The organism is Brevibacillus sp. SIMBA_040 (assembly GCF_046535075.1).
Lineage (GTDB): Bacteria > Bacillota > Bacilli > Brevibacillales > Brevibacillaceae > Brevibacillus.
On record NZ_JAWRXI010000006.1, the window covers coordinates 254,275 to 273,713 of the forward strand.

The 19,439-nt window shown below is 48.5% G+C and carries 22 protein-coding genes and 1 pseudogene; 22 read left to right on the forward strand and 1 reads right to left on the reverse strand.

Features of this window, described 5'->3' with window-relative positions; translation table 11 throughout:
- Positions 1 to 66 precede the first annotated feature (66 nt).
- From SB752_RS12660 to spoIIR, 15 genes and pseudogenes are all read left to right on the forward strand, one after another.
- On the forward strand, positions 67 to 441 hold the full coding sequence (locus tag SB752_RS12660; RefSeq protein WP_049740841.1) for a response regulator: 375 nt from the start codon (positions 67 to 69) through the stop codon (positions 439 to 441).
- Between the two features lie 106 nt (positions 442 to 547).
- Positions 548 to 1,402, forward strand: coding sequence for a class II fructose-1,6-bisphosphate aldolase (gene fba, locus SB752_RS12665; protein ID WP_410715994.1), 855 nt, complete (start codon positions 548 to 550; stop codon positions 1,400 to 1,402).
- Positions 1,403 to 1,417: 15 nt separating this feature from the next.
- A complete protein-coding gene (fsa, locus tag SB752_RS12670) occupies positions 1,418 to 2,062 on the forward strand; it encodes a fructose-6-phosphate aldolase (protein ID WP_410715995.1) in 645 nt (214 codons plus the stop codon).
- Between the two features lie 81 nt (positions 2,063 to 2,143).
- The gene (locus SB752_RS12675; RefSeq protein ID WP_410715996.1) at positions 2,144 to 3,427 is read left to right on the forward strand and encodes a UDP-N-acetylglucosamine 1-carboxyvinyltransferase; all 1,284 of its coding nucleotides are present in this window, start codon (positions 2,144 to 2,146) and stop codon (positions 3,425 to 3,427) included.
- A gap of 28 nt (positions 3,428 to 3,455) precedes the next feature.
- Positions 3,456 to 4,412 carry a class II fructose-bisphosphatase gene (gene glpX, locus SB752_RS12680; protein ID WP_410715997.1) on the forward strand — a complete coding sequence of 319 codons (957 nt, stop codon included), beginning with the start codon at positions 3,456 to 3,458 and terminating at the stop codon, positions 4,410 to 4,412.
- A gap of 64 nt (positions 4,413 to 4,476) precedes the next feature.
- Positions 4,477 to 5,757, forward strand: a complete 1,281-nt coding sequence (gene rho / locus SB752_RS12685; protein WP_410715998.1) for a transcription termination factor Rho — start codon at positions 4,477 to 4,479, stop codon at positions 5,755 to 5,757.
- Positions 5,758 to 5,829: 72 nt separating this feature from the next.
- On the forward strand, positions 5,830 to 6,732 hold the full coding sequence (locus tag SB752_RS12690; RefSeq protein ID WP_410715999.1) for a peptidoglycan DD-metalloendopeptidase family protein: 903 nt from the start codon (positions 5,830 to 5,832) through the stop codon (positions 6,730 to 6,732).
- A gap of 70 nt (positions 6,733 to 6,802) precedes the next feature.
- Entirely contained in the window at positions 6,803 to 8,068 is a 1,266-nt protein-coding gene (locus SB752_RS12695; protein ID WP_410716000.1) for a radical SAM family protein, read from the forward strand.
- A 105-nt stretch (positions 8,069 to 8,173) separates the two neighbouring features.
- On the forward strand, positions 8,174 to 8,374 hold the full coding sequence (gene rpmE, locus SB752_RS12700; protein ID WP_005827805.1) for a 50S ribosomal protein L31: 201 nt from the start codon (positions 8,174 to 8,176) through the stop codon (positions 8,372 to 8,374).
- A 72-nt stretch (positions 8,375 to 8,446) separates the two neighbouring features.
- Positions 8,447 to 8,701: pseudogene (locus SB752_RS12705) on the forward strand (FAD-binding domain-containing protein); the annotation flags it as partial.
- A complete protein-coding gene (locus SB752_RS12710; RefSeq protein ID WP_410716001.1) occupies positions 8,668 to 9,243 on the forward strand; it encodes a thymidine kinase in 576 nt (191 codons plus the stop codon). The pseudogene SB752_RS12705 and the gene SB752_RS12710, both read left to right, overlap by 34 nt.
- Positions 9,244 to 9,346: 103 nt before the next feature.
- Positions 9,347 to 9,844, forward strand: a complete 498-nt coding sequence (locus SB752_RS12715) for a sporulation protein (protein WP_410716002.1) — start codon at positions 9,347 to 9,349, stop codon at positions 9,842 to 9,844.
- A 173-nt stretch (positions 9,845 to 10,017) separates the two neighbouring features.
- On the forward strand, positions 10,018 to 11,094 hold the full coding sequence (prfA, locus tag SB752_RS12720; RefSeq protein WP_410716003.1) for a peptide chain release factor 1: 1,077 nt from the start codon (positions 10,018 to 10,020) through the stop codon (positions 11,092 to 11,094).
- Positions 11,078 to 11,968: a peptide chain release factor N(5)-glutamine methyltransferase gene (gene prmC / locus SB752_RS12725; protein ID WP_410716004.1), complete on the forward strand. Its 891-nt coding sequence runs from the start codon at positions 11,078 to 11,080 to the stop codon at positions 11,966 to 11,968. The genes prfA and prmC overlap by 17 nt, the downstream gene beginning before the upstream one ends.
- 143 nt (positions 11,969 to 12,111) lie before the next feature.
- On the forward strand, positions 12,112 to 12,864 hold the full coding sequence (gene spoIIR / locus SB752_RS12730; protein ID WP_410716005.1) for a stage II sporulation protein R: 753 nt from the start codon (positions 12,112 to 12,114) through the stop codon (positions 12,862 to 12,864).
- Positions 12,865 to 12,934: 70 nt separating this feature from the next.
- On the opposite strand, the gene SB752_RS12735 is transcribed toward spoIIR, so the two are convergent.
- Positions 12,935 to 13,729 (reverse strand): DUF3298 and DUF4163 domain-containing protein, encoded by a 795-nt coding sequence (locus SB752_RS12735; protein WP_410716006.1) that lies wholly within the window; start codon positions 13,727 to 13,729, stop codon positions 12,935 to 12,937.
- A 226-nt stretch (positions 13,730 to 13,955) separates the two neighbouring features.
- Between SB752_RS12735 and SB752_RS12740 the strand changes: the two genes are divergently transcribed.
- The 7 genes from SB752_RS12740 to upp all read left to right on the forward strand — a co-directional run bounded on the left by SB752_RS12740 (position 13,956) and on the right by upp (position 19,432).
- On the forward strand, positions 13,956 to 15,047 hold the full coding sequence (locus SB752_RS12740) for an L-threonylcarbamoyladenylate synthase (protein WP_410716007.1): 1,092 nt from the start codon (positions 13,956 to 13,958) through the stop codon (positions 15,045 to 15,047).
- Positions 15,048 to 15,104: 57 nt separating this feature from the next.
- The gene (locus tag SB752_RS12745) at positions 15,105 to 15,665 is read left to right on the forward strand and encodes a manganese efflux pump MntP (RefSeq protein ID WP_410716008.1); all 561 of its coding nucleotides are present in this window, start codon (positions 15,105 to 15,107) and stop codon (positions 15,663 to 15,665) included.
- 49 nt (positions 15,666 to 15,714) lie between these two features.
- On the forward strand, positions 15,715 to 16,185 hold the full coding sequence (locus SB752_RS12750) for a low molecular weight protein arginine phosphatase (protein WP_410716009.1): 471 nt from the start codon (positions 15,715 to 15,717) through the stop codon (positions 16,183 to 16,185).
- A gap of 139 nt (positions 16,186 to 16,324) precedes the next feature.
- On the forward strand, positions 16,325 to 16,780 hold the full coding sequence (gene rpiB, locus SB752_RS12755; protein ID WP_410716010.1) for a ribose 5-phosphate isomerase B: 456 nt from the start codon (positions 16,325 to 16,327) through the stop codon (positions 16,778 to 16,780).
- The gene (locus SB752_RS12760; RefSeq protein ID WP_410716011.1) at positions 16,781 to 17,350 is read left to right on the forward strand and encodes a TIGR01440 family protein; all 570 of its coding nucleotides are present in this window, start codon (positions 16,781 to 16,783) and stop codon (positions 17,348 to 17,350) included. It begins immediately after the preceding gene.
- Between the two features lie 51 nt (positions 17,351 to 17,401).
- Positions 17,402 to 18,652: a serine hydroxymethyltransferase gene (locus SB752_RS12765; protein ID WP_410716012.1), complete on the forward strand. Its 1,251-nt coding sequence runs from the start codon at positions 17,402 to 17,404 to the stop codon at positions 18,650 to 18,652.
- 150 nt (positions 18,653 to 18,802) lie between these two features.
- Positions 18,803 to 19,432, forward strand: coding sequence for a uracil phosphoribosyltransferase (gene upp / locus SB752_RS12770; RefSeq protein ID WP_410716013.1), 630 nt, complete (start codon positions 18,803 to 18,805; stop codon positions 19,430 to 19,432).
- Positions 19,433 to 19,439: the final 7 nt, after the last annotated feature.

A 19,439-nucleotide genomic window follows, 5' to 3' on the forward strand; every position in this document is an offset into this window, starting at 1 on the left:
GAGTTTCCTGATTTTAGGCGAACCCTAATGATTTAAGGAAAAGGCTTTCGTCAGGGGGGAATCGAAGTGTTGGACAAACATGATAAAAAAGTACTGGTTGTGGATGATCAGTACGGTATCCGTATTTTGCTGTATGAGGTACTGGGTAAGGAAGGCTACAAGACGTTTCAGGCAGCAAATGGAAAAATGGCGCTGGAAATCGTGGAAAAGGAATCGCCAGATCTGGTCATTCTCGACATGAAGATCCCTGGCATGGATGGAATCGAAATTTTGAAGCATATCAAGAAAATCAATCAGGATATCAAAGTAATCATGATGACAGCGTACGGTGAGCTGGACATGATTAAAGAAGCAACACAGCTAGGCGCTCTGACGCATTTTACCAAACCATTCGATATAGACGAACTGCGGATGGCCGTTCATCAGCAGCTGGCTTGCTAGTCTTTTATGCCTCGCTTGTATGGGTACAAGCGTACCTGTTAACAAGCGGGTGACTGTGGTATAATAAGCCACATGACTGAAGTCTGCTAGAGGAGGATTTACAATAATGCCACTGGTACCTATGACCGCTTTTACCGAAGACGTCAGATTGCATAAATACGCCGTCGGTCAATTTAACCTGAACAATCTGGAGTTTACTCAAGCGATTACGGAAGCAGCGATGGAAGAAAAATCGCCTGTAATCTTTGGTGTTTCTGAAGGCGCGCTTAAATACATGGGGTTGGATTATACCGTAGCCATTGCCAAAGTGGCAGCAGAACGCTCAGGAGTTCCAGTAGCGTTGCATCTTGATCATGGTAGCAACTTTGACATGGTTATGAAATGCATCCGCGCAGGATTCTCTTCCGTTATGTTTGACGGTTCCCACCATTCATTTGAAGATAACCTTCGCCTGACCAAGCAGGTTGTTGAGGCTGCGCATGCAGTTGGCGTTTCTGTTGAAGGTGAACTCGGTACCATCGGTGGGGTAGAAGACGACCTGTCTGTTGACGAGGAAGATGCTACCCTAGCAAATCCTGAGGAAGCGATTCGCTTCTGGGAAGAAACAAAAGTAGACTATGTAGCAATCGCTGTAGGAACAGCACACGGTATGTACAAAGGGGTTCCAAAAATCCGCTTTGACATCATCGAAAAAGTGGCGAACAACATCGGTGCGCCAATCGTGCTGCACGGTGGTTCCGGCGTTCCGGACGATGCAATCGTGAAATCGATTAGCCTGGGCGTAGGGAAAATCAATGTAAACACAGAAAGTCAAGTCGCATGCACCGAAGCGGTACGCAAAGCACTAGCTGCCAAACCGAATGAGATCGACCCGCGCAAATATCTGGGTCCTGCTCGCGATGCGATCAAGGAAGTAGTTAAAGGCAAAATGCGTCTATTCGGCAGTAGCAACCGCGCGTAACCAAGGAGGCCTATCATGCGTTTTTTGATTGATACAGCAAACGTTGAAGAAATTCGCGAAATTCACGAGTGGGGCGTTCTTGCGGGCGTTACTACGAACCCTTCTCTGGTAGCAAAAGAAGGCCGTGATTTTGTGGAGACTTTGAAAGAAATTATTGATATCGTTGATGGCCCGATCAGTGCTGAGGTAATTAGCGTTGATGCAAAGGGCATGATAGAAGAAGGAGAGAAGCTAGCTTCTCTGTCCAAAAACATTGTAATCAAGCTGCCGATGACTGCAGAAGGACTGAAAGCAGCGAAATACTTTTCCAAGCGTAAAATCAAAACCAATGTAACCCTGGTATTCTCTGCAAATCAGGCGTTGCTGGCTGCACGTGCAGGCGCAAGCTTCGTGTCTCCGTTCTTGGGTCGTTTGGACGACATTGGACAAGACGGGATGCAACTGATTGAGGATATCGCAGAGATTTTCTCTGTACACGGGATTGAAACCGAAATTATCGCAGCGTCCGTTCGCCACCCTGTCCACGTGACAGAGGCAGCTCGCCGCGGTTCGCATTACGCGACGATCCCAGTAAAAGTATTCAAGCAACTGATTGCTCACCCGCTAACTGATAGCGGACTGGAAAAATTCCTAGCTGACTGGGCAAGCATGCAAAAATAATAGGACACCTATTGAAAGTCCGAGCACCTTTTCCATTGGGGAAGGTGCTTCTTTCCCGATTACGCCTGAGGAGAGCAAAGCATGGATAAGCTGATCATCAATGGTGGGAAACCGCTCGCGGGGACGGTAACCATCAGCGGAGCAAAAAACAGCGCTGTCGCACTGATTCCAGCCGCGTTGCTGGCAGATGGACCCGTTGTCATCGAAAATCTGCCCCGTATTCAGGATGTAGATATTTATCATGAGCTCCTGCAAGAAATGGGAGCCGACGTGCTATTCGAAGAAGACTGGATGGAAGTAGACGGACGCATGATGCGACTGATGCTGATGCCCAATGGCCGGATTAAAAAGCTTCGTGCCTCTTATTATTTATGGGGTGCGCTTTTGGCCAAGTTCGGCGAAGCGCAGGTCGGTTTGCCAGGCGGCTGTGATTTAGGGCCTCGTCCTGTCGATTTGCATATCAAAGGCTTTGAGATGATGGGCGCTGAGGTGGAAAACAAGAATGGTGTGATGACCATCCGCGCCAAAAATGGTCGCTTGCGGGGCGCGCGCATTTATCTCGATCTCGTAAGTGTCGGAGCTACGATCAATATCATGCTGGCTGCTGCCAAAGCAGAGGGCGTGACTATTATTGAAAACGCAGCGCGTGAGCCGGAGATCGTTGATGTAGCTACTTTGTTGAACAATATGGGAGCAAACATCAAAGGTGCCGGTACGGATATGATCCGTATTCAGGGTGTGGAACGATTGCGTGGCTGCCGTCACACGATCATTCCTGACCGGATAGAGGCAGGCACATATATGATTGCAGCAGCAGCGACCAACGGCAATGTGCTGGTGGAGAACGTCATTCCCAAGCACCTGGAGTCGCTTACTGCCAAGCTGCGCGAAATCGGAGCACAAGTCGTAGAGCTGGATGATTGTATTCAAGTCATCGGACAGGAAGGATATCGTTCTATCGACGTAAAGACGAGTCCGTATCCTGGTTTTCCAACCGATCTGCAGCAGCCAATCACAACTCTATTGACCTTGGCAAAGGGTTCAAGCATTGTGACGGACAACATCTACAGCTCGCGTTTTCGCCATGTTGATGAACTGCGACGCATGGGTGCAACACTCAAGGTCGAGGGGCGCTCCGCAGTGATTGAGGGCGGAGTCAAGCTGAACGGCGCCAAGGTCGTTGCATCAGATTTGCGCGCAGGGGCAGCTTTGTTCATCGCTGGATTAGCGACGAGCGGTACGACTGAGCTGGAAGGGCTGGATCATATTGATCGCGGCTATGAAAATTTAGTAGGAAAGCTACAAGCGTTGGGAGCAGATGTGCAACGGATAGGCTTGCAGCACTCAGAAAACCACCAGCGTTAACCAACCACCAGGAGAGGAGTCTTCCAGAATGGAACGCAGTTTAACACTAGAATTGGTTAGGGTGACCGAGGCAGCGGCTTTGGCATCTGCCAGTTGGATGGGTCTAGGGAAAAAAGATGAGGCTGATGATGCAGCAACGACCGCCATGCGTAAAGAGTTTGAAAAAGTACCAATGGACGGAGTTGTTGTTATCGGTGAGGGAGAAATGGATGAGGCACCGATGCTCTATATTGGAGAGCGTTTGGGCCAAGGCGTAGCTCCTGCCGTGGATGTAGCCGTCGATCCTTTGGAAGGAACCAACATTCTCGCCAAAGGAACCTGGGGAGCCATCTCTGTTATTGCGATTGCTGACCGGGGAAATTTGTTGCATGCTCCTGATATGTATATGGAGAAAATTGCAGTAGGACCGCAAGCGGTGGGCAAAGTAGATATTAACGCCCCTATTCGGGATAATTTAAAAGCTGTCGCACAGGCCCAAGGAAAAGACATTAGTGATCTGGTTGCGATCGTATTGGATCGGGATCGTCACCAAAAAATTATCCATGAAATTCGCGAAGCGGGTGCGCGCATCCGTTTGATTTCCGACGGGGACGTTGCAGCTGCAATCAACACCGCTTTTCCAAATACCGGTGTAGACATTATGTTCGGTTCTGGCGGAGCGCCTGAGGGTGTATTGGCTGCGGTAGCGCTAAAATGTCTAGGCGGCGAAATCCAGGGAAAACTGTTGCCGCAAAATGAAGAAGAGATTGCACGATGTGTAAAAATGGGGTTAACGAATCCGCACCAGGTTCTGTTCATGAACGACTTGGTGAAAGGCGATGACGCCATTTTTGCTGCTACGGGTGTCACAGATGGCGAATTGCTAAAAGGTATTCGCTTCCAAGGAATGCGTGCTACAACGAACTCTGTGGTTATGCGTGCAAAAACGGGTACTGTACGTTTCATTGAGGGGAACCACCGTTTGGAACGCAAAACGACTTTGTAGATCGATTAACGATCGTAGGGTTTGACTCATAAAAGCGTTAAAGTAAATAAAGAGTGGTGGATGTATGTTACTTTCTGAACTAGAAGAAAAGAAGCTGACCGATCTCTACAAGCTGGCAAAGGAATATCACATTCCTTACTACTCGCAGCTGAAGAAAAAAGAACTGATTTTCGCAATTCTTCGCGCGAGAGCTGAAAAAGACGGTCTGATGTTTATGGAGGGAGTTTTGGAAATCCTACCAGAAGGCTATGGATTTCTACGCCCGATCAACTATCTCCCAAGCTCGGAGGATATCTACATCTCCCAATCGCAGATTCGTCGCTTCGATCTGCGAATGGGGGATGTGGTGTCGGGTAAAGCCCGCCCTCCAAAGGAAAACGAGCGATATTTCGGCCTTTTGCAAGTAGAAGCAGTAAACGGAGAAGACCCTGAAACAGCTGCGGAGCGTCTTCATTTCCCCGCTTTGACACCGCTGTATCCTCAAACCAAGCTTGTGTTGGAAACAGCTCCTGAACGAGTTTCTACCCGCCTGATGGATCTCCTGGCTCCTGTTGGACTTGGACAACGCGGATTAATCGTTGCTCCGCCTAAAGCGGGGAAAACGATGCTACTCAAAGAGATTGCCAACAGCATTACGGAGAGTCGCCCTGATATTCATTTGTTTGTGCTGCTCATTGATGAGCGTCCAGAAGAGGTTACGGATATGCAGCGCTCAGTCAAAGGTGAGGTAGTGGCCTCAACGTTTGATGAGCTGCCGGAGAATCATATCAAAGTAGCTGAGCTTGTTTTGGAGCGAGCGAAGCGTCTGGTTGAGCACAAAAAAGACGTAGTGATTCTGCTCGATTCAATTACTCGTTTGGCACGTGCGTACAATCTCGTGATTCCACCAAGTGGACGGACGCTATCTGGGGGGATTGACCCAGCAGCTTTCCATCGTCCGAAAAGGTTCTTTGGTTCTGCGCGTAACATTGAAGAGGGCGGCAGCCTGACGATCCTGGCAACTGCTTTGGTAGAGACAGGCTCGCGCATGGACGACGTGATTTATGAAGAATTCAAAGGGACGGGAAACATGGAGCTTCATTTGGATCGCAAGCTGGCAGAACGCCGCATTTTCCCAGCGATCGACATTCGTCGCTCTGGAACACGCCGCGAAGAGCTGCTGCTCACCAAAGAAGAGCTGGATAAGCTGTGGATGATCCGTAAAAATATGAACGAAACAAACGAGTTTGTGGATTCATTTATTAAAAAGCTGGCAGATACCAAGACAAACGACGAATTTTTACAAACCCTGGAATCCAAGCAAGGACGAGGGAAAACAGCAAATACGACGGCGAGTTCTTCATGACTCTCCGTCATTTTTTTTTGCCTATGGGCATACCGTTAGGAAGGAGTGGCTGAAAAAAGGAGGGGTGTTTCAGTGGAGTACGTGCAAGTAACTGCTCCGGTAACGAGCCAGGAGGAAGCGAAAACGGCCGTTGTGGAGCAGGCTTTGTTCCAAGCCTTTAATCCGTATGCGAGCCTGGTCAAGCCGAATACGTCGCCAAAAGGAAACGTGATGATGTACGCAGTTCGCCAGGGGGACACTCTCTCAGGAATCGCCCAAAGGTATGGGCTGACTTTAAGAAAATTAGTAGAATCCAACAAGATAAATAACCCTCATCTTCTTGCGGTAGGGATGAAGCTCGTTATCAGTCAAGACGAAGTCACTCATATGGTGAAAAGAGGAGAAACATTAAACTACGTCTTGCAGCGATATGGTGTCAGCAGAGAGCTGTTGATTGAGCGCAATCCGCTGCTTAATTGGCTGTCGGACAACCTGTATATTGGACAGGTACTCTACATCCCTATCGCGGGCACGAAGCAGATGCAGACGGAAGAGCTTGCCAAAAAACGGAATACGACGCAAGCAGCCAGCAGGCAGGTGGTGGGCAGGATCAGAGGCGGGATGGAGTGGCCGGTCAAAGAGGCGACGATTACAAGTGGATTTGGTGTTCGCTGGGGAAGAGCGCATAAAGGAGTCGACCTGTGGAATCAAGCAGAATCACAAACACCGATCTATGCTGCAAAGGCAGGCACGGTCTTGGAGGCGGGTGCAAACCGCTCTGGCTATGGGCGCATGGTCGTGTTGGATCATGGAGACGGTCTCCAGACTTTTTACGCGCATATGCGCAGTATAGCGGTAGCACCCGGGCAAATGGTGGATGCGGGAGACATGCTCGGCTATATGGGGCAGACAGGAGACTCCACGGGCTATCATTTGCACTTTGAAGTGAGGCAGGATGATGTGCCGATTAATCCGCTTCCATACCTCGGCAGGTAACCCTTCACAATTTACATTGCTTTTTCAATGCGATACAATGGGCAAAGCAAAGAAGTGAGGCGATTTCCCTATGTATTTAGTATACGCAGATGAAAACGGCAATGTTTACGACCACCCCGGCTTATTCGCTGTGGCGCGTAACGGAGATATATTGACAGAAGTAATGGAAGAAGAATTGATCCCGCTCCCGGAAGGATCTACGCTGGTCAGTTTGCCAGATACAGTTCCAATCGGAATGAACCCAGAGACCGGTGAAATGATCAAGCTGGATGGCTGTACGGCTGTAGGAGCGCTCGTGCCACAGGGGATTACACGCCTGCTGCTGCCAGGCTACGTAAAAAGCAACAAGGATAGCAAGCTTCCTTTGTTTGGCTATTCCGCAGTTGTTTGGAAAGACGATCGCTTTTGGGTTGCTGGTCGGGCAAGTGATGATATTTATAAATGGGACCCGCTGAACTTTCCGATGGAAGAACTGCGTCAGCGAGTGGAAAAGACATTGGAGCTGTTCCCGCAAAACCGGATTTTAAACCACTTGTCCCATTGTGCTTTGGAATACGAGTGTCTGACAGCCTCCAATAACTTTTTCAACCGCTGGGAAGGCAGCTTGCCTGTTTCCTATACCTGTAATGCGGGTTGCTACGGATGTATTTCCGAGCAGCCGGAGGACAGTGGCTTCCCGTCACCGCAAACCCGGATGAACTTCAAGCCGACAGAGGACGAGCTGGTTGAGGTCATGCTCCACCATTTGCAAACACCGGAGAGCATCATCAGCTTTGGCCAAGGCTGTGAAGGCGAGCCTTCGACGATGGCTTCTATCATTGTTCCGGCGATGCGACGTGTCCGTGAGACAACCGACATGGGCTTCATTAACATTAATACGAATGCGGGTCTGACTGACCACATCAAAGGGATTGTAGACGCAGGTCTCGACCTGATGCGCGTGAGTATCATCAGTGCCATTGACGAGCATTATAACGCTTATTACCGCCCTCGCAACTACACGCTGGAAAATGTTGCGCGCTCGGCTGAGTATGCGGCTTCCAAAGGTGTATACACCTCTATTAACTACCTTTGCTTCCCAGGTGTTTTTGACCGTGAAGAAGAGATGGAGGCCATGATTAATTTCATTCGCCGCACAGGAATCAAGCTGATCCAGATGCGCAATCTGAACATCGATCCAGAAAGCTACCTGTCCATGATTCCAAAAGCTCAAGGTGAGGTTTTCGGAATGAAGCAGGCGATTGAAATTTATCAGGAAGAATTGCCAGATGTGGTAATTGGTTCGTTTACGCATATCCCGCCAGAGGAGCTTCATCGCAGGAAAAACATGGCTTGATCGTTCAAGCTGTTGCATTTCGACTGTCAGCGTGCTACTATCTGATATGTGTTGATATAACTCTGTTTCGGCAAACGATTCAGGGCGGAAAGAGGTGTAGATGAGATGAAACAAGGTATTCATCCTAAGTACAACGTAGTAACTGTTACATGTGCATGCGGTAACGAATTTGAATCTGGTTCCGTGAAACAAGCGTTGAAAGTGGAGATCTGCTCCAACTGCCATCCTTTCTTCACAGGAAAACAAAAATTCGTTGACGCTGGCGGACGTGTAGACCGTTTCAAACGCAAATACAATCTTTCCTAATCGGAAAGGATTGGAGCAACCAGGTAGAGCGATCTACCTGGTTTTGTTTTTGTCTGGCTATTTGATCCGGAGGGTGTATTTGCCAAAAAATATCTTTCCGTCCTTCGTGATCTACCTCTACAATATATTCATAAACCGTGGGAGATGCCGGAGGAAGTGCAGGAGCAGGCAAAGTGTGTCATGGGCCTCGACGATCCGCTACCGTGCGTCAATCATGCAGAAAGAAGGAAGCTGGCCCTTTCTGATGCAGAAATAAGGGGAATAACCACTTCTGGGCAAAGGGAGATAGAAACGTGGCACAATTATATTTTCGATACGGGGCGATGAACGCTTCGAAATCCATTCAGTTACTGACGGTTGCGCACAATTATGAGCAGTCGGGAAAAAAGGTCATGGTGTTTACGCCAGCAGTGGATGATCGCTTCGGTGTAGGTAAAGTGGCTTCGCGCGTAGGGATCAGCCGGGAAGCGATTCCGATTAGTGAAGAGACCGACCTGTACGAAATCGTAGCAGCCGAAGCAGTCAAGCCAGATTGCGTACTAGTGGATGAAGCGCAGTTTATTGGCAAGCATCATGTCGAGCAGCTTGTTTTGATTGTTGATCGTTTAGGCATTCCTGTCATTGTTTACGGTCTCTTGAAAAACTTTAAAAATGAGCTCTTCCCGGGAAGTGCAGCGCTGCTCTGTGAAGCGGATAAGGTTGAAGAGATCAAGACCGTCTGTGTGTACTGCAATAAAAAGGCGACTCATATTTTAAAATTCAAAAATGGACAACCGGTATATACTGGAGAGACGATTGAAATCGCTGGAAATGATACATACAGCAGCGTTTGTCGCCAGCACTACTATCGTCCGCCGCTCAATAGCTAACGCATTTTGAATAACGTTCTGGATAGAAGCTACCTCAGTTTTGTATGTGCATGAGCCCGTCATGGGATGCGCAGACTAAAGCAAAACAGGAGGTGGCTTTTTCATGCGTAAAACGTCGGTTTGGAAAAGCGGGCTGGCAGTTGTGGGCATACTTGTTCTTTCGTCTGTCCTGACTGCTGGGTGTGGTCGCAGCTTGACCCAGGAGAAAAGCTATAATACACAGAGAGTAGAGGGCCAGCGTCCAGAGGCGATAGCTGGAGAGAGTAGCGGAGAAACGCTACATCGCCCGGCACCACATACACAGGATCGAGACTCTTTGATGGGGCGCAATCAAAACCCGAATATGATCATCGGCCAATCGAATGTACGAAATTCCCAAATCGATATGAACAACATGGAAATGATGGCTAAATCGGTTCCTGGAGTGGAGGGCGCTCGTATCACCTTAAACGGCGCAAATGCATATATTACTCTTGATCTCGTGCACAACATTACTGCTGGCCAGGCGCGGACGGTTGAACAGGACGTCATTGCCGCTCTGAAGCAGAAAATCCCACGGTATGATTTTCACGTAACCTCCAATGAAGGATTCCATCGTTAACCTTTTTGACAAAAGGGAAGCGTGTAGAAAGGCTCGGGAATCCCGGGCCTGTTTTTGTATATTGAAAAAGATTCCCAGTAAAATAATGCGCTTTGACTTATTTCTACTTTCCTCCTATAATTTATCTGTTATGATTGTTTTTTTAGTCATTCTTTGTTGTGGGGTGAAATACAATGTTTACACGCTTATCTGCTGTTGAAGAGCGTTTTGAAGAGGTAACCAATCTCCTATGTGACCCCGACGTCATTAGTGATACAAAGCGCTTGCGCGAGCTGTCCAAAGAACAGTCATCGTTGGAAGAAACCGTAACAACATACCGTGAATATAAATCAGTTATAAGTCAGATGGATGATGCCAAAGCCATGCAGGAAGAAAAGCTCGATGATGAAATGCGTGAAATGGTTAAGCTGGAAATCAGCGAATTGACTGCACGCAAGGAGCAATTGGAAGAGCGCTTGAAAATCTTGCTGCTTCCAAAAGACCCTAACGACGACAAAAACGTGATCGTGGAAGTGCGCGGTGCGGCAGGCGGTGAGGAAGCAGCCTTGTTTGCAGCTGTTCTTTTCCGTATGTATACACGTTTTGCAGAGCGTAATGGCTTCAAAATCGAGGTGTTGGAAGCAAGTCCTACCGATATCGGCGGCTACAAGGAGATCGTATTCTCCCTCAGCGGTCGCGGTGCTTATAGCAAAATGAAATTCGAGAGCGGTGCCCATCGTGTGCAGCGTATCCCGGCGACTGAATCTGGCGGACGTATTCATACGTCTACAGCAACCGTACTGGTTCTGCCAGAAGCAGAAGACGTGGAAGTGGAAGTACATGAAAAAGACATCCGCATCGACACCTTCTGTTCCAGTGGAGCTGGTGGACAAAGCGTTAACACCACCAAGTCGGCGGTGCGTGTGACGCATATTCCTACAGGCATCATGGTTTCCTGTCAGGATGAGAAGTCCCAGCATTCGAATAAAGACAAGGCGCTGCGCGTATTGCGTGCACGTCTGTATGACTTTTACATGCAGCAGCAAAATGCGGAAGCAGATGCTACGCGGAAAAGCCTGGTTGGTACTGGCGACCGCAGCGAGCGCATCCGTACGTACAACTATCCGCAAAGCCGTGTAACCGACCACCGCATCGGTTTGACACTGCACCGTCTAGAATCCGTTCTGGAAGGCGAGCTGGATGAAGTGATCGATAACCTCATCATGCATGAACAAACGGAGCTTTTGAAAAGCCATGCACACTCCGCTTGATTGGTCTGATGTCAAAACGATTCGAGAAGCCCAAATGCGGGCTTCTTCGTTTTTGCGGGAGCACGGAGCAAAAGACCCTATATTCGAAGCGGAGCTGTTGATCAGGCATTGCCTGGACTTAGACCGTACCCGGTTTTTGATCTCACAGATGGAGCCTATCTCGAGCGATGTAATCGAGCGATTGGATGCGCTTTGCCAGCGGCGTGCGCAGTCTGAACCACTTCAGTACATGTTTGGTTCCCAGGAGTTTTATGGGCGTGTGTTCCATGTCCGTCCTGGTGTGCTGATTCCTCGTCCGGAGACAGAAATTTTGATCGAGCAGGTTCTCAGACTGGCAGATGAGCTGTGGCAAGCAGATGAAAAGCTGTCAGTCGCCGATATCGGTACCGGCAGTGGAGCGATTTGTATTACCATTGCTAGCGAGCGAGCGCACTGGAATGTAACGACAGTGGACCTGTCACCGGAAGCGACCGCCATTGCGAAGGAAAATGCAGAAAGATTAGGCGCTACTGTCCGTTTTTTACAGGGGGATTTGGTAGAGCCACTCCTGCAGGCTGGTGACCAAGTTGATATTATGGTTTCCAATCCGCCGTATATTCCGAGTCGTGATGTGGATGAGCTGGACGAGGAGGTACGCGTCTATGAACCGCGGATGGCTTTGGATGGGGGCGCGGACGGACTTGTTTTCTATCGGCGCTTGTGTGAGTCCTTGCCCCAGATACTAGGGCCGAAAGCAATTGTAGCTTTTGAGGTAGGGATTCATCAGGCAAGAGATGTAGCAGATTTGATGACAGGCTCAGGTGTTATTGAAACCGTGAGCATCGTCAATGATTTGGCTGGAATTGAGCGGGTTGTTATCGGTGTAAGACGGTAGAGGCATAGTCCACTCGCCGTCTTTTTGCTGAAATTGCGTGAATATTCGTTAGTCGACGTTTGAATCTCGAAGCTTCTGTCCATACTGATCCTAAGAAGAGAAAAAGAGACTCGGAAGATCAGTAGAGAGGGAGACGGAAGAATATGAAACGGACGCTACTTTTAGGATTTACGTTGATTGTGCTTATGATGAGCTGGGAGGGACAGCTTACTTCGGCTAATGTTTTGGATAATGGGCCGATCCCTCAGGAATCAATTCGGTTGCGCATCATTGCCAATAGTGACTCGGTTCAGGATCAATGGTTGAAGCGTGAAGTACGGGATGCACTCATTGCTCAGATGGAAACATGGGCTGACGATATCAAGTCTTTTGAGGAAGCGCAGGAGGTCGTTGAGGCTAATTTGCCCGTATTGCAGGGAGTGGTAGACAAAACCATACGTGAACGTGGATTTTCCTATACAGCTGTAGTAGATTTCGGCCAAGTGCCTTTTCCGACCAAATTGTACGGTTCTTATGTGTATCCTGCTGGAAATTATGAGGCCCTGCGTGTACAAATCGGGGAAGCAAAAGGACAAAACTGGTGGTGCGTACTATTCCCGCCACTCTGCTTTATCGATATGTCCAACGGCGATGCAGTTGCGGCAGCAGCGGAAGTGAGCACGGAGCAGACGGAAGACTCAGACAACTTGTCAGAGGGCAATCCTGTTTCGCAGACCACCTCCTCGATCAGCTCTGCGGACAGCTCGCTTTCAGAATTGCAGCAGTGGCGCCAAGCTCGTTTGGAGCCAGAGCAACAGCAAACAAGCATTTCCATGGAGAAGGTAGAGCCTGCACCAGCTCCTGAAGTTCAGGTCAGATTTTATCTGTGGGAAAAGCTGGAGAGCTGGTTCTCGTAAAGTTTTAGAAAAAGCAAACGACACCGAGCAAATGTCAGGTGTCGTTTGTGTGTACGCGTATAGAAGACGTTTACTTCAGCAGTGCTGCAATATCCGGTTTCAAGAGATTTTGGAAGCGATGAGCAGGAATTGTAAAGGAAGGCATTCCTGCAGCATACGGCGCAATTTCGTATTGACTGAAATGGATGACCAGATTTCCTTTTTCAAACGAGAAGGATTGGTTGTCAGCAATGCTTTCAAACGAGTAGACTTCAAATCCTTCCTTTGCGTTCACTTCCTTAATTTGTTGCTTAATCAATTGATTTAAAATCGTGCGGTAGTTGTAGCCAGGCTGAAACAAATCACTTAAAGTCAGCTGCTTTGCTTTTGGCTGATTGGCAATGGTGTAGTAAGTTACATCCGTCATCCCATGTGCCCCGCCAGTATAAACATAGGTTTGAACCGAAAACGAAACGAGCTTGCCGATGGATTGGACTTCATAGGAAATATCGAGGGCATAAGGTCGCAAATCATAGCCGTATTTCTTAGCGTCTGCGGCATTTTCCTTTGCTCCCTGCTGGGTTTCTGCTATCGCATCTTGGGCTTGTTTGAGCAGAGCAGCATTCAATTGTGCCTGGAATGCTTTATCTTCGAGACCGCTGATGACAGGAACATTTACTTTGATGGCATGTTCTTTCGTCTCTGACAAAATGGTTTTAGGAGTGATGACAACTCCTTGTGCCTGTGGTTTTTGCACTTGGACAGCAGGAGCAACTGGTTTAGCGGGAGAAGTAGCAGCAGGGGCAGCAAGTGCTGGAACAGCTACAGCTGTGAGTAGGACAGCAGTTCCGAGAAAGCTTGTAGCAGCGGATTTAAAGGATGACATATCGATTCACAATCCTTTCATGAGGACAGGTAGATTTTTTTCTAAGCTCATCTTACTACAGAGCTCAGAAAAAATAAGTTAAAAACAGGTAACAATCATGTTTTCCACGTACATGGGATAAAGTTATTCACAAGTTACCCACAGGCTGTTGAAAACTTTTACCTGCACAACTATACTAAAGGCACTCAATTATTATGAAACGAGCTAGAGAAAGGATATTTTCACGATGGAAACAAATCAAATGACAAAAGTCTGGTCTGTGGATAACGATGTGGAAAATACTGTGGAAAAACTCCGGAGTTGTACACAGATTGTGGATGCCGCGCATCTTCTGCGCGCTGGAGAAGTCGTAGCCTTTCCTACTGAGACGGTATATGGATTGGGAGCGAATGCATTATCCGACGAAGCTGTGGAAAAAATATTTCTAGCAAAAGGCAGACCGAGCGACAATCCGCTGATTGTTCATATAGGTGCTATGGAGCAGCTGGCTACAGTAGCTGGGGAGATTCCGACAAAAGGCAAGCAGCTCATGGATGCTTTTTGGCCAGGGCCGTTAACGATTATCCTGCCAAAAACAGATCGGGTAGCATCCTTGGTGACGGCTGGTCTGGAGTCTGTCGGTGTACGCATGCCGGATCATCCGGTAGCACTTGCTATTATTGAGGAAGCTGGCGTACCGATTGCCGCTCCCAGTGCCAACCGTTCTGGACGTCCAAGCCCTACGACTGCTGCCCATGTGCTCACTGATTTGGAAGGCAGAGTAGCAGGTGTTCTGGACGGAGGAGCTACAGGTGTGGGAGTGGAATCAACAGTGATCGATGTAACTGTCGACCCACCGATCATTTTGCGGCCAGGTGGAATTACCCGTGAGCAGATGGAAGCGGTGATCGGAACAGTTGCGCTGGACCCGTCCTTCCAGGTGGGAGCAGTAGAAACCCCTCGTGCTCCTGGGATGAAATATACTCATTATGCTCCTGAAGGTGAGCTGTGGCTGGTAACGGGTGAAGCTGATCACGTGCGGAAAAAAATGACCGAAATGCTGCGCGAAGCCAAACAGCATGGTCAAAAAACGGGTGTGCTCGCTACGGAAGAATCGCTCTCTTATTGGAACCAGCAGCCGGAAGCTGATGTCGTCCGCTCGGTTGGCTCTCACGCTGATTTGAAAGAGGTAGCGCAGCAGCTGTATGCTGTATTGCGTGATTTTGATGATTGCCAGGTTCAATTCATAGTGGGAGAAACCTTCTCGCGTGATGGCTTGGGTATGGCTGTTATGAATCGGTTAGAAAAGGCTGCAGGCGGTCGAATTCTATCCGTATAAAGCGTCTAAACTCCTCCTTGTCCGCATAAGGTGAAGAGACAAGGAGGGGGAGGCGGATTGGATCAGGTCTTGTTTCAATGGGGGCAATTTTTGACCTTGCTCATGATTGCCTTTGCCTTAAGTATGGATGCCTTTTCACTCGGGATCGGCGTAGGCATGGTAGGAATCCGCTTGAGGGAAATTTTGAAGGTGAGTATTACAATCGGGCTTTTCCACATCGCTATGCCTGTGATTGGGATTTTTGTTGGTGCGTATTTATCCGATTTGGTCGGGGACATAGCCGTTTTTATTGGCGGTGGGGTCCTGATGGCCATCGGCATGCATATGCTATGGAACGGTTTTATCCATGGAGATCAACGCAGTGTCTTGAAAACAAAAGGATTCGGGCTCTTGCTCTTTGCATTCAGCGTCAGTCTGGATGCTCTTACCGTTGGGTTCTCATTTGGCTTAATCGAAGTAAACAGGATTTTGGCGATCGCTCTTTTTGGTATTATGGGAGGAGCTATGTCATACTTTGGCCTATTGCTTGGAAAAAGCGTGGGAGGATGGCTGGGGGATTACAGCGAACTAGTAGGTGGGCTTATTTTGTTTTGTTTTGGGTTAAAATTTATCTTATAGGCGATCATAACGACTGCACAAAGCTGCTGGACACAAGGAGGGGCGTTTCGTGAAGCGCATATTGTTTGTTTGCACAGGGAATACGTGCCGTAGCCCGATGGCAGAGGCGATGTTTCGTGCAAAAACAGCAGGTCGAGGCTATGAAGTACGCTCGGCTGGAGTAGCGGCTTTTCCTGGACAAGAGGCTTCCTTGCACGCCAAGCAAGTATTGGATGAACGAGGAATCGAGCACGCACATACATCAAGCCGACTGGATGAGGGGTTAATCGACTGGTCGGATGTCATATTAACGATGACGAACAGTCACAAGCACGCGATTCAAACCTTTTTTCCTTTGGCGCTGCCCAAGGTGTATACGCTGAGAGAGTTCGTTGGTGTAGAAGGGATAACTGATATTGCTGATCCGTTCGGGGGCGCACTTGAAGATTATCGGCTGTGTGCAGAGGAAATTGAGGAATCGTTGGACAGGCTGTTTGGGATGCTGCAACACCCGCGTTTTCGTGAATTGGGAGCTGAATGAGGTGCTGGCAGAGAGCCAGGACCTTGTTTTATGTCGATAGCACGAACATTATTTTGATTTGAAGTAAAAATGTTCACTTTTTACTTGGCGCATTTTGATGTATAATGATTAGGATTATAAAACGAGCGAGGGATGACAGATGAAAGTGGCGATTGCTGCTGATCACGGTGGATATAAGCTAAAGGAAGAGATCAAGACACTCCTTACCTCCATGAACATCCAAACGGAAGATTTCGGTTGTACTTGTGAGGAATCGGTAGACTATCCCGATTATGCTTTGCCAGTAGCTGAAAAAGTGGCTGCGGGCCAGTTTGATCGTGGAATTTTGGTGTGTGGGACAGGCATCGGCATGTCGATTGCAGCCAACAAGGTTCCTGGTATCCGCTGTGCCTTGGTACACGACACGTTCTCTGCACGAGCAACCCGTGAGCATAACAATACAAATGTACTTGCTATGGGTGAGCGTGTCATTGGTCCTGGACTTGCACTCGATATCGTGAAAATTTGGTTGGAAACAGAATTTCAGGGTGGACGCCATGAACGCCGTGTGGACAAGATCACCCAGATTGAAGAGAAGCACGCGGGAGGGAAGTAAGTGGATCTGTCCGCCGTCGAAAATCAAGTGCATGAGATAGTCGCAGAAGTGGCTCGTCTTGCTAACATCAAGGCAGGACAAATCATGGTGATCGGATGCAGTACCAGCGAAGTTCTCGGAAATCATATTGGCAAAGCAGGCAGCAAAGACGTAGCGGCCGCGATTTATCGAGGGATTCGTACTGCACAGGAGCCGCTTGGTTTTGCTGTTGCATTTCAATGTTGTGAACATTTGAACAGAGCGCTGGTGTTGGAGCGTGAGGTAATGGAGCGCAAAGGACTGGAAGAGGTTTCGGTTGTTCCGGTTCCTACAGCAGGTGGTTCCATGGCAGCTCATGCCTTTTTACAGATGACGGACCCCGTGGTAGTCGAGCATATCCAGGCTCATGCCGGAATTGACATCGGCGATACTTTTATCGGCATGCATTTGAAGCATGTCGCGGTACCTGTTCGCCCTACGCTGCGCAGCGTGGGAGAAGCGCATGTTACAGCCGCTTCTACAAGACCCAAGCTGATTGGTGGCGCCCGAGCGGTATACGAAGCTACACCCCCTACTGATAGCTGTACCTAAAGAGGGCTTTCAAATCAGTCCAAGCCCATATTCAAGGAGGAGAGATAAATCATGCTAGAATTTTTGCGTAAACAGGACCCACAAGTATTGGAAGGCATTCAACTGGAATTGGGAAGACAGCGCGACAAGATTGAGCTGATTGCATCTGAAAACTTCGTTAGCCGTGCCGTTATGGAAGCAATGGGCACTGTACTGACTAATAAATACGCAGAAGGCTATCCAGGCCGTCGCTACTATGGCGGATGTGAATACGTAGACATCGTTGAGAACATCGCTCGCGATCGTGTAAAAGAGCTGTTTGGCGCTGAGCATGCAAACGTGCAACCACACTCTGGCGCACAAGCGAACATGGCTGTTTACTTCACCATTCTGCAGCCAGGCGACACTGTCCTCGGAATGAACCTGTCCCATGGTGGCCACTTGACTCACGGAAGCCCGGTAAACTTTTCCGGTACGCTGTACAACTTCGTAGAGTACGGAGTAGACCAAGAAACTCATCTGATCAACTATGATGATGTCCGTGCCAAAGCTTTGGAGCATAAGCCTAAGCTGATCGTTGCAGGTGCAAGTGCATACCCACGTGCGATCGACTTTGCCAAGTTCCGTGAAATCGCTGATGAAGTAGGCGCATATTTCATGGTAGATATGGCGCACATCGCTGGTCTGGTAGCAGCAGGAGTGCATCAAAATCCAGTTCCACATGCGCATTTCGTGACTTCCACTACACATAAAACACTGCGTGGTCCACGCGGCGGTTTGATCCTGTGCAAGGAAGAGTTTGCAAAAGCAATCGACAAATCCGTATTCCCAGGTGTACAGGGTGGACCATTGATGCACGTAATCGCGGCAAAAGCGGTTTCCTTCGGTGAAGCACTGCAAGCTGACTTCAAAGAATACGCAAATAATATCGTGAAAAATGCACGTGCGTTTGCAGAAGCGCTCAAAGCAGAAGGCTTGACTCTCGTATCTGATGGAACCGACAACCACCTCGTACTGATTGATGTAAGCAAAATCGGTTTGACTGGTAAAGTAGCTGAGCATCTTCTGGATGAAGTCAGCATCACAACAAACAAAAATACCATTCCTTACGATACGCAAAGCCCGTTTGTAACAAGCGGTGTTCGTATGGGTACCCCAGCTGTGACTAGCCGTGGTTTCGACGAAGAGGCGATGAAAGAAGTAGCAGCGATCATCGCACTCACTTTGAAAAATCCAGAAGACGCAGCGAAACACGAAGAAGCACGTCAACGTGTGGCAGCTTTGTGCCAACGCTACCCAATGTACGAAGGCTTGAATATCTAATAGACGCTACTTATAGCAGGCCCCATGGAGTTTTTTCATGCGGGCCTGTCTTTTTGTACAATAAAAGAATGAAGATTGGGCAAATTGACGGCGGCACACTCCTTCGCTATTATGAAAAAGATGCATTGATAGGGAAACGGAGGAGCTTAAATGAGCCGTGTATATGTGTTTGACCATCCACTAATTCAGCATAAAGTTACGTTTATCCGTGACAAGAATACGGGAACCAAGGAATTTCGTGAACTGGTGGACGAGGTAACTACGCTGATGGGCTATGAAATCACGCGTGAAATGCCGCTCGAGGAAATAATAATCGAGACGCCAGTAGCTACTTGTAAATCGAATGTAATTGCTGGTAAAAAAGTAGGTCTGGTACCGATTCTGCGTGCAGGTCTTGGTATGGTAGACGGTCTGATGAAGCTGATTCCAGCCGCAAAGGTAGGACACGTAGGTCTTTATCGTGATCCAGAGACATTGCAGCCAGTGGAATATTACGTCAAGCTGCCTTCCGATGTCGCTGAGCGCGAACTGATCGTAACAGATCCAATGCTGGCAACGGGCGGATCTGCTGTTGCTGCGCTTACTGCATTGAAAAAACGCGGTGCGAAAAACCTGAAGCTGATGTGTCTCATTGCTGCTCCAGAAGGAATCAAAATGGTGCAGGATGAGCATCCAGATGTTGATATTTACGTAGCCGCTATAGATGAATACTTAAATGACCATGGATACATCGTGCCTGGTTTGGGGGATGCGGGAGACCGCTTGTACGGCACGAAGTAGTTGGAGA

Bases quoted from the DNA above. Each gene is read 5' to 3' on its own strand.
- fba (WP_410715994.1), top strand. From the start codon at position 548: ATGCCACTGGTACCTATGACCGCTTTTACCGAAGACGTCAGATTGCAT.
- fsa (WP_410715995.1), top strand. From the start codon at position 1,418: ATGCGTTTTTTGATTGATACAGCAAACGTTGAAGAAATTCGCGAAATT.
- SB752_RS12675 (WP_410715996.1), top strand. From the start codon at position 2,144: ATGGATAAGCTGATCATCAATGGTGGGAAACCGCTCGCGGGGACGGTA.
- glpX (WP_410715997.1), top strand. From the start codon at position 3,456: ATGGAACGCAGTTTAACACTAGAATTGGTTAGGGTGACCGAGGCAGCG.
- rho (WP_410715998.1), top strand. From the start codon at position 4,477: ATGTTACTTTCTGAACTAGAAGAAAAGAAGCTGACCGATCTCTACAAG.
- SB752_RS12695 (WP_410716000.1), top strand. From the start codon at position 6,803: ATGTATTTAGTATACGCAGATGAAAACGGCAATGTTTACGACCACCCC.
- rpmE (WP_005827805.1), top strand. From the start codon at position 8,174: ATGAAACAAGGTATTCATCCTAAGTACAACGTAGTAACTGTTACATGT.
- SB752_RS12715 (WP_410716002.1), top strand. From the start codon at position 9,347: ATGCGTAAAACGTCGGTTTGGAAAAGCGGGCTGGCAGTTGTGGGCATA.
- prfA (WP_410716003.1), top strand. From the start codon at position 10,018: ATGTTTACACGCTTATCTGCTGTTGAAGAGCGTTTTGAAGAGGTAACC.
- prmC (WP_410716004.1), top strand. From the start codon at position 11,078: ATGCACACTCCGCTTGATTGGTCTGATGTCAAAACGATTCGAGAAGCC.
- spoIIR (WP_410716005.1), top strand. From the start codon at position 12,112: ATGAAACGGACGCTACTTTTAGGATTTACGTTGATTGTGCTTATGATG.
- SB752_RS12735 (WP_410716006.1), bottom strand. From the start codon at position 13,729: ATGTCATCCTTTAAATCCGCTGCTACAAGCTTTCTCGGAACTGCTGTC.
- SB752_RS12740 (WP_410716007.1), top strand. From the start codon at position 13,956: ATGGAAACAAATCAAATGACAAAAGTCTGGTCTGTGGATAACGATGTG.
- rpiB (WP_410716010.1), top strand. From the start codon at position 16,325: ATGAAAGTGGCGATTGCTGCTGATCACGGTGGATATAAGCTAAAGGAA.
- SB752_RS12765 (WP_410716012.1), top strand. From the start codon at position 17,402: ATGCTAGAATTTTTGCGTAAACAGGACCCACAAGTATTGGAAGGCATT.
- upp (WP_410716013.1), top strand. From the start codon at position 18,803: ATGAGCCGTGTATATGTGTTTGACCATCCACTAATTCAGCATAAAGTT.